Below are 8,806 nucleotides of genomic sequence, written 5' to 3' on the forward strand. Positions count from 1 at the left end.
CAACGATGTAAGGTACGCCAACCTGACGGGACAGCAGGATGTGCTCACGGGTCTGCGGCATGGGGCCGTCAGCTGCGGAGCAAACCAGGATCGCGCCGTCCATCTGCGCCGCACCAGTGATCATGTTCTTCACATAGTCAGCGTGGCCCGGGCAGTCTACGTGGGCGTAGTGACGAGTCGGGGAATCGTACTCAACGTGAGACGTCGCGATGGTGATACCACGCGCACGCTCTTCCGGGGCGTTATCGATCTGGTCAAACGCACGGCTCTCACCAGTACCGAACACTTCGTGACATACACGAGTCAGGGCAGCTGTCAGAGTGGTCTTACCATGGTCTACGTGACCAATGGTGCCCACGTTCAAGTGCGGCTTATTACGTTCAAACTTAGACTTAGACATTTGACCAATCTCCCTAATCAACCAGGACCGTAACGTTGACCGGATAAATAGTGGAGCTCATGGGCGGATTTGAACCGCCGACCTCACCCTTACCAAGGGTGTGCTCTACCGACTGAGCTACATGAGCATTACAAACCAAATTGGAGCGGGCAGCGGGAATCGAACCCGCGTCATCAGCTTGGAAGGCTGAGGTAATAGCCACTATACGATGCCCGCGAGCAATTAGTGGTGGAGGGGGCAGGATTCGAACCTGCGAAGGCGATGCCGTCAGATTTACAGTCTGATCCCTTTGGCCACTCGGGAACCCCTCCGAGTCGAGCTTGCTCACACAAACCCGGCAAAACTTAAAGTGGAGCTGGCGGACGGAATCGAACCCCCGACCTGCTGATTACAAGTCAGCTGCTCTACCAACTGAGCTACGCCAGCTCACATTCGCCTCGTCAGCGAGGGCGGTATACTACGGATTTTTTTCTGGCGTTGCAACACCTTCACAAGGCTCGATTTCCACGAAATCGAATTTGCTTCCATAATCCGCTTTAACCGCCTGAACCAGTTCCTCGGCGAGTTCCGGTTCCGCCTCAAAAGAGAGCGCGTAGCTTATCTGATTTCGAGGGAAGTTGACCAGTACCGCATTAAGATTCTGACGCTTTTTTTCTTCCAGCACGGAAATTGCAGACTCACGGGACTCGAAAAGACCCAAGGAAATGGCGTTACGGTTCTCGCCCTCGGTAACCAGGTAGGAATCAATGCCCCGGCGCTGTATGTCCCGGAACTGGCGCAGGGCCACCTCGGGCGGTTGCGGCGGGATGATGACCCAGTGCAGTGGCGGTAACTCCCGCTCCACCTCTTCAACACGAAATCCCGCCTCCGAGGCCAATGGCTGATTATCCACCAACCTCTGGGCCTGCTGGGCGGAGGGCAGCCAGCCGAGGCGTACACAGGAATTGCTGGCAGAGACCCCTGGCACCTGCTCGCTCGCAAGGTTGTTTTCCGGTGTTCCTGCCTTGAGGCTGGCAACGCGGGGCAGCGTGCCACTGGCAACCCTGGAAACTCCGACGGAGGGACCAAGGAAATCGGGAAGGGTATAAAGCAGAACGCTGACAGCCAGCAAAGTTGCAGCCACCCACCTCATTCTGCCGCGTCCTCAGCATCAATGGCACGCAGGCCAGCAAATACCAGATCCGGGTGAAGTGTACCGGTCAGACCCAGACCGATCAGCCGACCGGCATCGCCTCCGGTCACAAGTATATCCCTCAGGCCAAGGGTACGGGCGTCTGACTGCACCCGTTCTACCATTGCCTCTGACAACCAGGCAAGCCCATGGTTGACGCACTCTCCAGTAGACCTGCCGGGTGCAGTTTCAAGGACCTGCTCAGGATCAAACCAGATACGGGCTGCGTCATTCTGCAGGCTACGCACCATCATTCGAAGGCCGGGAAGGATATAGCCACCCAGGTGCTGCCCCAGAGCATCAACATAGTCGACGGTGACCGCACTGCCGGCGTCAACGACCGCAAAGCCGTTCTTGTGGGAGAGCCAGGCCCCGTACATGGCGTGCCATCGGTCGGCGCCCATGCGGGCAACTTCCTGATAGGCATTCCGCAACCCGCCCCGACCGGCCTCTGCCCAGTAAAACCGGGCGGGTGTCGGGCACAGGTCTACCAGACTGGCAGCCAGTTGTTCTCGCCTGGCTTCGGAGGCAACCGTCGATACCGCAATGGCGCTGATGTCAGGCCGGTCATCAAGACCCTCAAGGTGTACCTGATCACCGAGGACACCTGCGCCGGACCGGGTGACCTTGCCACTGTCTTCGAGACACCACTTGAGCCGGGTGTTGCCAGCATCAATGAACAGCTTCATTTTGCCACCCGAAGACTTATTTCTCCGGCTCGCACCGGCACAATGCCGTTCGCGGTCTGTATTTGATAATTGCCGGCCTCGTCGATTCCAACACCGCTGCCTTCGAGATCACCGCCCCGCGCCTGGAGAGGCTGACCTTTGAAGATATCCCGCCTTTGCCAGGGCGCCCGGAAATCACGAAAGCCGGAGTCGGTAAAGATCGGCAGTGCATCCAGTATCGCGTCAATAACCGCTGCGCCGATGCGGTTGCGGGACCAGTCAACCTCCGGGCAGGCACGATCCAGGCTGCTCCAGGGCTGATCAACGCCATCCACCCGGTCCATGTGGACATTCAGACCAATGCCGGCGATGACCTGGACCACCCCTTCCTCCAGTTCGCCCTGGAGCTCAACAAGAATGCCGCCAAGCTTGCCATCGGGCAGGAAGATGTCGTTCGGCCATTTCAGGCCGATCCTGGGCACACCCAATCCCTCGAGGGCATTGGCCACCGCCACACCGAGCACCAGGCTCAGCCCATCGAGTACACCAAACCCGCCGTGGAAGGTCAGCCCCATGCTCAGGTAGAGATTCTCGCCGCGAGGGCTCTGCCAGACCCTGCCACGGCGGCCACGCCCGGCGGTCTGGCAATCAGCAATAACCACCGGCATGCCGGCAGCCCCACGACCAATCTGGCGGATCACTTCGGCATTGGTGGAATCAACCTCGTCCAGCACGGTCAGTGCCAGCTGCTTCTGGTGAGACGGGGAAAGCCCCTGGAGAATGACCTCGCGATCGAGAAGGTCGACCGGGGATACCAGCTGGTAACCACGGCCACGAACCGTCGCCACCTCGACCCCTTCGTCCATGGCGCGCCGGATCTGTTTCCAGACCGCCGTGCGACTGACACCCAGCTGTGCGGCAAGGGATTCTCCCGAATGGATCTCACCGTCACTGAGTAGCTCTATAAGTGCCCTCGATTTCATATCGCCGATCCCGCCAAAACATGGGTAAGGCCGGATTAAACACCAGGGCGCCGAAAAAAACAAAGGCGACCGGCGTTTTGCGAGGCGCCCCCGGAGCCTCAGGGAATCGGAGTGGCGGTGAGGTTCGCCCGGATATCAACGTTCTGCAGCTTCACGCCATAGATCGCAGTCTGGGCACCGCCGGTCGGGTGCACCAGGTCAATGTTGGATATGGACAGTTCACGGAATTGCGTCCGGGCGCCCACGGCAAACCCCAGGGGCCGGTTGTCGATGTCCTGGTCCGTTGGATTTGTGACGTAGCGGTAGCCGGCAGCGGCGGCACTGTCCATGATCTTCTCATCACCCCGGTTGCCGGGAACACCCAGGGCATCCACACCATCGGACTTCTTGACCACCCGCGTCTGGTACACGTCGACAGATAGATCTGTGCGAACGCCGAACCGATTGTCATCGATGCCGTCACCGTCGAAATCGCCGCCGTCGCTGGTATGGATGTCATCCAGCACCAGTTGGGTCCCCGTGCCGTTGATCGGCTGACCTGTACCATCAACACGCCGGTTGGTCTCCCAGGTGACGGCGTTCTTCCGGGTGTTATTCTCGGCCTTGGCGTAGATTTGTTTCATACGCACAGTCAGCCCTTCCTCGCCGCGGTTTTCCCATACGCCGCCGGACGCTTCGCAGACCGCGGCGTTGCCTCCGACACCCCCGGCGCAAACTTCGCCGGCGCCGCCCGGGATGAGGGTCATGCTGCTGCCTTTTTCGTATTTCTGGAGCACGACACGGCCGAAACTCTGGCCTGAATCCTTGTCGCCGACCCGAACGTTGCCGATGTCCATGGTGCTCCATGCCTCGCCGGTGACCAGCTCAAGCCCCTCCTCGGTGACATCAATGGTCATATCCCGCACGTGGCCGTCGTAACTCAGGTCACTCAGCCACAACCCCTTCTGGGAAATTTCGCCACTGCCCTCGTCGTAGGGCGCCGCGATGATGGCCGCCTTGCCGTCCCGGATATGGATATCGGAATTGACGGTAAGCCCCTCGCCGCTCGCGCCTCCTGCCCCCAGTGTCAGGTGCCCGTCCAGCTCAAACTCGTAGGCCGGATAAAACCCCAGAGCCAGCAGCAATTCGGTGCCACCCTGGAGTGGCGCGTCCTCATTGCCTACGCGCAGGCCGTTGATCCGGTAACCGGCCTGCACGCGCTCGAAGCCGATACGAAGGCCATCGTAGAATCGGGTATTGTTGATCAGTGCCTCACGGGTAACGTTCACCGTGACATCTCCCCTGCCCCAGGATTGCAGCCCACTGAAGATGATGCGGTTACCGTCCTCGATGTAGCTCAGGTCAGCCAACTGAAGACTCCATTCCGTCGCCAGCCGAAGACCCTGCGGACCCGCGTCCGGATGGCCGCCTCCCTGCAGATAGATAGCGTTGGTGTAAGGGCGACCATTGAAGACCTGGTCGGCCAAGAGGAAACTGATATTTACCTGACCCAGGCTTCGGCCCCCGGCCCCCAACTGCACAGCCCCGATCGCAAGGCTGCCTTCGAGAGAACCCAGGGTCAGTGCCCAGGCCGGACGATTCTTCCAGTCCCGGGCCACATCCAACCTAAGATCATCAATACGATAGGCGCCAGTAATATCCCGGAATGCCAGCGCATGGCCATCGTCCCGGTAGATAAATGATGCAGTGTGAATCTCGGTGTCGTAATCGATCCGCAATCCTTCACCGGAACGGCCACCGGCGGTAATGGCCGTGCGTGACGAAAGCTCGTAGTTGCCGCTGAGGCTGCCGTAGCTGGACAGCGCTAGGCCGCTGTCTGTATCCGTGCTCACTCCGTGGTTGCGCGGGTTACTGCTGTAGCGAATCGCACCTACCTGCCAGTCAGCCACCACCCGCGGCGCCTGGAGTATCAGCGATTCATCCACCACATCCAGGGTTACCCCCAACGCCTCTACCGACATCGTCATGTCATCCAGGAAGAACTCGTTCCCATTGGTTCGATAACCCAGCCTGCCGCCGGTCATAGTGTAGGCAGAGTCAAAGGTATAGCCTGCGCCGCCAACAGCTCCGCCCGGTCGGATGTTGAGATAACCATCAAGGGAGTGATCAAAAAAGACGCCACCCATACTGAGTCCGGGCGCACCGGCCAGCCGGATGTCACCGAATTCGATCCTGCGGTCTTCCACCAGGTAATCGAGGTTCAGCGAAGCGTCCTCCTCGATGTCCACTTTGATGCGATGCGCCGCGGCCTTATTGGGATCGACCGCGGATCCAATGCGAAAATCTTCCAGATAGAGGGCCTTGCCATCGTCCACATAGGCAATACTCCGGGCTTCCGCGTTCAGATCGAGCTCGATCGTCAAACCGCTCTGCCCACTGATGCCAGCCATAGTCTGGTCATCCAGCTGTTTCAGCTCAGCTGAAGCGCTCGCCATGATTGACAGGCAGGCCATGCCAACGGCGAAGAGGACCGTTGACTGCAAAGACTTATTGGAATCTGCCATTGTCGGTTACCCCCTACGGCTGACCGGCTGGAAATACCAGCAGGTTGCCTTCCATGATCACTGCACCCCGCATTTCCACCGAAAAGATGTCGGTCTGCTGGAATCCCGGATCGGTTGGGCGCGGCGTGCTGCTCGCTCCGATCTTGAACCGGACATCGTTGAACCGCACCGTATTCGGAAGACCTAGCTCCAGCACATCGCTGTCGAACAACTCCCCATCGCCCCCGAAGCCCGAATCCACATGTCGAACCCGGAGCGTCAGGCCCTCAAACGAAAAGTTGCCCCGAATCTCGTCCAGCACCATCCACCCGCCGCCTTCCTTTAGCTGATAGGCAAACCGGGCACCGCATTTCTTGTCGCCATCATCGCAGCGGCCGAAATAACTGTTCTCAACAGGGCCACCCATTTCGTTAATGCTGATATCGCCAGAGAGGTAGATGCCGGCCTGACCGGAAATGTCCGAAAGCGCCTCGTCAGCCAGACTGGCCATTTCAGCTGAAGCCCATGAACTGTTCATGACCAACAGGATCAAAGCCGGAAGTGCACGTAGATGTATGGTCATGGCGCCAGATCTCTGGTCTTGATGTTCAGGTGCTGAATAAGCATGCCCTGAACCCGAGCCGATCCGAAATCCCGATCGCCCACGCTGAAATTGCCGATGCGCAGGTTGCTCCGAAACTCGGGATTAGTGTAGTAGGACTCATAAAAACCCCAGGCTTCGCTGTCGCTGCTCTCCCGCCCGCCATCCGGGCCGATAGTGCCTGGCACTGGACGGGCAATCGCGGCAACCTCCAGAACAAAATTTCCGGTGCCGTCAACATCAAAGAACACCGGCTGTAGCTGATTGCCTATGGCAAGCTCCAGGGCAAAGTCACTCATCCTAATCCGGGATCCGCAGCTGGAGCCGTCCTGGGGACAGGCGTTGATGGACAGTTCCGGGGAGTAGAGATTCAGTTTGAACTGACCCACCATCTGGCGTCGGTCATTGTCGCCCCACAAGCGCAGGTAGCTGCCATCGATGACTGCGCTCCTGGCGTGAATGTTGATATTGGCCGAACGATCATCGCCCACAGCAACATTCATCTGCATGCCAATATCCGCCCTTTCGCCAATAAAGTCGGCCGTGGCAGGCCGACTGGCGCAATTGCCAGAACCTGCTCCGGCAGCCGGATCCAGACAGTCAAAACCCTGCCCATTAGCCAGTTTCGAAGAAGTCGCCAGCTCCAGTACGGCCTTTCCGGGAATACCGATGCCATCCCCATCCACCACATCGATACGCCACGGGTTGATCAACCGGCCGAGATTCACCGGGCCAAGGTTCTGCCCGTAGTCACTGTTGCTTCCGGAGATGTAGAGGTGATTGACGGTAATGTCTACATCGCGTCCATCGGTACTCTTGATCCCGGCGATACGGAAAATCCTCGCTTGCTCGCCAGCGGCGTTCGGTGCATCGGTGCCGTGAGAGAATTTAAAGTTTTCCAGAACCAGCCCAATGCCCGCGCCATTGATCTCCGCCATCTCCTCTTCTGCAAGACCCCGAAGCTCCGCCTGTGCGGTGAACGGCAACAACAGAACGAGCAGAACGGAGACCAGGGGCGGAACGCCTGCGCTTTGACAACCGATCCTCGCTTTGGCCATGACGAACTCCTCAGAACAGACCCTTGCCACGGTCAATGTACTCCGTGCGATACCGTTGGGTGCCGTAAAGAGCCTCATTGAGGTTGACCTCGGTAGCGCCGTTGGGAATGTTGAAAAACGCGCCGGAAGTCGCCTTGATGAAATCCTCCGGCGACAGGTTCGACTTGCGAACGTCCTCGAGCCACTCCAGGTCCTTGGTCTGGAATGAGATAAAGGCACCATCCGCAGGACCGGTTATCCGCCGCTCCCCGTTAACCTCACCGACTTCTCCAACCGGGAAACTGTTGTAGATATCCAGGTCGAAGCAGGAGTCGATACCCAGTACCAGGCAGTCTTCCGCGTACACATAGATGTCACCGCCCGAGCAGCTGAAAAACGAACAGTCCGGGACTTCGATCCGGGAGCTCGATCCCCAGCCAATCAGGTTCTTCACCGACCAGCGGGTAAAACCGCTGGCACCCTCGAGAACAAAGCGCTCACCGTCCGGAATGCCGATGTACTCCGCACGGACCGGGTCCAGCGAGCCAATATTCGGATCGCCTTCGGCGCCGTACACCAGTTCGGCCTTGGTAGAAAGTGGGCTACCGCTCTCGAGCAGGGGGGTCAGCAGAACGATAACCTGGTCAAAGAAGTTGCCGCTGGAACTGGCCTGGCTCAAACCCTCGCCCCGATCAATGATGTCGACGTTGACGTTGCCAGTCAGCGTTTCGATCTTGCCGGAGAGAACACCCATGGCTTCTCCGAAGCCGAATCGGAATCCCACGACTTCTTCGGTGGTCTGGTCGAAGGCGAATTCCAGGTAAGGGTTCTGGATGGAGAAGGGCACTATCTCGCCTTCCGCGTAAGCGGTGCCGTCCGGCTTTCGTTGGCGCGGTGCTTTAGGGTTTGCGTCGAAATAGGCCTGGTTATTGATGTAGCCGAGCGCGAAATCCTCGATATACACGTCGGAGGTTCCAGGCTTCTCACCCTCACGGTCGTAACGCCCCAACTCCAAGACATCTACGTTGGTCTGGATGTCGATATCCATGCCCAGGTTTACGCGGGTATAAGCGGTGTTGTTGGTGCTGTCGGGATGATACTGACGGTCAACGGATACAAAGGCCTGACCGGTCACTTCCGACATTTGCTCGTCGGTGATGGGACGCAGATCGGCCTTTGCTGCCGCGCTGAAAGCAGGCAGCAGGACGAGGAGAGAAAGGATTTTACTCATAGCCATGTCTCACTGACGCCGCATTGTTTTTATTCACGGCGAATTAATGATGGCTGATGAGTGTCTCTGAGACTGGCTTGCTGATGCTTTTATTATTGGCCAGTTCTTTTACAGGATATTAACGTTTGTTACAGATTGTCACTGTGCGCAGCGTCATGGTTTTGAGATTTCTCAAATTCCGGCATCGAGTAGGAGGGGGAGTTACCTCCCCCGTCCTCTCACACCACCGGGC

8 protein-coding genes and 4 tRNA genes are annotated in these 8,806 nt (G+C 58.4%); all 12 read right to left on the reverse strand.

Annotated elements, in window-relative coordinates:
* On the reverse strand, positions 1-400 hold a 400-nt coding region (locus ACFC20_RS17195; protein WP_375194065.1), incomplete at its 3' end, for a GTP-binding protein.
* 51 nt (positions 401-451) lie between these two features.
* Positions 452-527: transfer RNA gene (locus ACFC20_RS17200), tRNA-Thr, on the reverse strand.
* A 14-nt stretch (positions 528-541) separates the two neighbouring features.
* Positions 542-616: transfer RNA gene (locus ACFC20_RS17205), tRNA-Gly, on the reverse strand.
* A 10-nt stretch (positions 617-626) separates the two neighbouring features.
* Positions 627-711: transfer RNA gene (locus ACFC20_RS17210), tRNA-Tyr, on the reverse strand.
* Positions 712-750: 39 nt separating this feature from the next.
* Positions 751-826 (reverse strand) — tRNA-Thr (locus tag ACFC20_RS17215).
* Positions 827-857: 31 nt separating this feature from the next.
* The gene (locus ACFC20_RS17220; RefSeq protein ID WP_375194066.1) at positions 858-1,532 is read right to left on the reverse strand and encodes a hypothetical protein; all 675 of its coding nucleotides are present in this window, start codon (positions 1,530-1,532) and stop codon (positions 858-860) included.
* Positions 1,529-2,260, reverse strand: a complete 732-nt coding sequence (locus ACFC20_RS17225; RefSeq protein WP_375194067.1) for a type III pantothenate kinase — start codon at positions 2,258-2,260, stop codon at positions 1,529-1,531. The genes ACFC20_RS17220 and ACFC20_RS17225 overlap by 4 nt, the downstream gene beginning before the upstream one ends.
* Entirely contained in the window at positions 2,257-3,222 is a 966-nt protein-coding gene (locus tag ACFC20_RS17230; RefSeq protein ID WP_375183515.1) for a biotin--[acetyl-CoA-carboxylase] ligase, read from the reverse strand. The genes ACFC20_RS17225 and ACFC20_RS17230 overlap by 4 nt, the downstream gene beginning before the upstream one ends.
* Positions 3,223-3,320: 98 nt before the next feature.
* Positions 3,321-5,726, reverse strand: a complete 2,406-nt coding sequence (locus ACFC20_RS17235) for a DUF6160 family protein (protein WP_375194068.1) — start codon at positions 5,724-5,726, stop codon at positions 3,321-3,323.
* Positions 5,727-5,739: 13 nt separating this feature from the next.
* The gene (locus tag ACFC20_RS17240) at positions 5,740-6,243 is read right to left on the reverse strand and encodes a hypothetical protein (protein ID WP_375194071.1); all 504 of its coding nucleotides are present in this window, start codon (positions 6,241-6,243) and stop codon (positions 5,740-5,742) included.
* 41 nt (positions 6,244-6,284) lie between these two features.
* On the reverse strand, positions 6,285-7,364 hold the full coding sequence (locus ACFC20_RS17245) for a hypothetical protein (RefSeq protein WP_375194069.1): 1,080 nt from the start codon (positions 7,362-7,364) through the stop codon (positions 6,285-6,287).
* Positions 7,365-7,374: 10 nt separating this feature from the next.
* Positions 7,375-8,574: a DUF6160 family protein gene (locus ACFC20_RS17250; protein ID WP_375194070.1), complete on the reverse strand. Its 1,200-nt coding sequence runs from the start codon at positions 8,572-8,574 to the stop codon at positions 7,375-7,377.
* Between the last annotated feature and the right edge of the window lie 232 nt (positions 8,575-8,806).

Source organism: Marinobacter sp., assembly GCF_041984545.1.
In the GTDB taxonomy this organism is placed as follows: domain Bacteria; phylum Pseudomonadota; class Gammaproteobacteria; order Pseudomonadales; family Oleiphilaceae; genus Marinobacter.

Bases quoted from the DNA above. Each gene is read 5' to 3' on its own strand.
- ACFC20_RS17240 (WP_375194071.1), bottom strand. From the start codon at position 6,243: ATGAACAGTTCATGGGCTTCAGCTGAAATGGCCAGTCTGGCTGACGAG.
- ACFC20_RS17220 (WP_375194066.1), bottom strand. From the start codon at position 1,532: ATGAGGTGGGTGGCTGCAACTTTGCTGGCTGTCAGCGTTCTGCTTTAT.
- ACFC20_RS17225 (WP_375194067.1), bottom strand. From the start codon at position 2,260: ATGAAGCTGTTCATTGATGCTGGCAACACCCGGCTCAAGTGGTGTCTC.
- ACFC20_RS17250 (WP_375194070.1), bottom strand. From the start codon at position 8,574: ATGAGTAAAATCCTTTCTCTCCTCGTCCTGCTGCCTGCTTTCAGCGCG.
- ACFC20_RS17230 (WP_375183515.1), bottom strand. From the start codon at position 3,222: ATGAAATCGAGGGCACTTATAGAGCTACTCAGTGACGGTGAGATCCAT.
- ACFC20_RS17245 (WP_375194069.1), bottom strand. From the start codon at position 7,364: ATGGCCAAAGCGAGGATCGGTTGTCAAAGCGCAGGCGTTCCGCCCCTG.
- ACFC20_RS17235 (WP_375194068.1), bottom strand. From the start codon at position 5,726: ATGGCAGATTCCAATAAGTCTTTGCAGTCAACGGTCCTCTTCGCCGTT.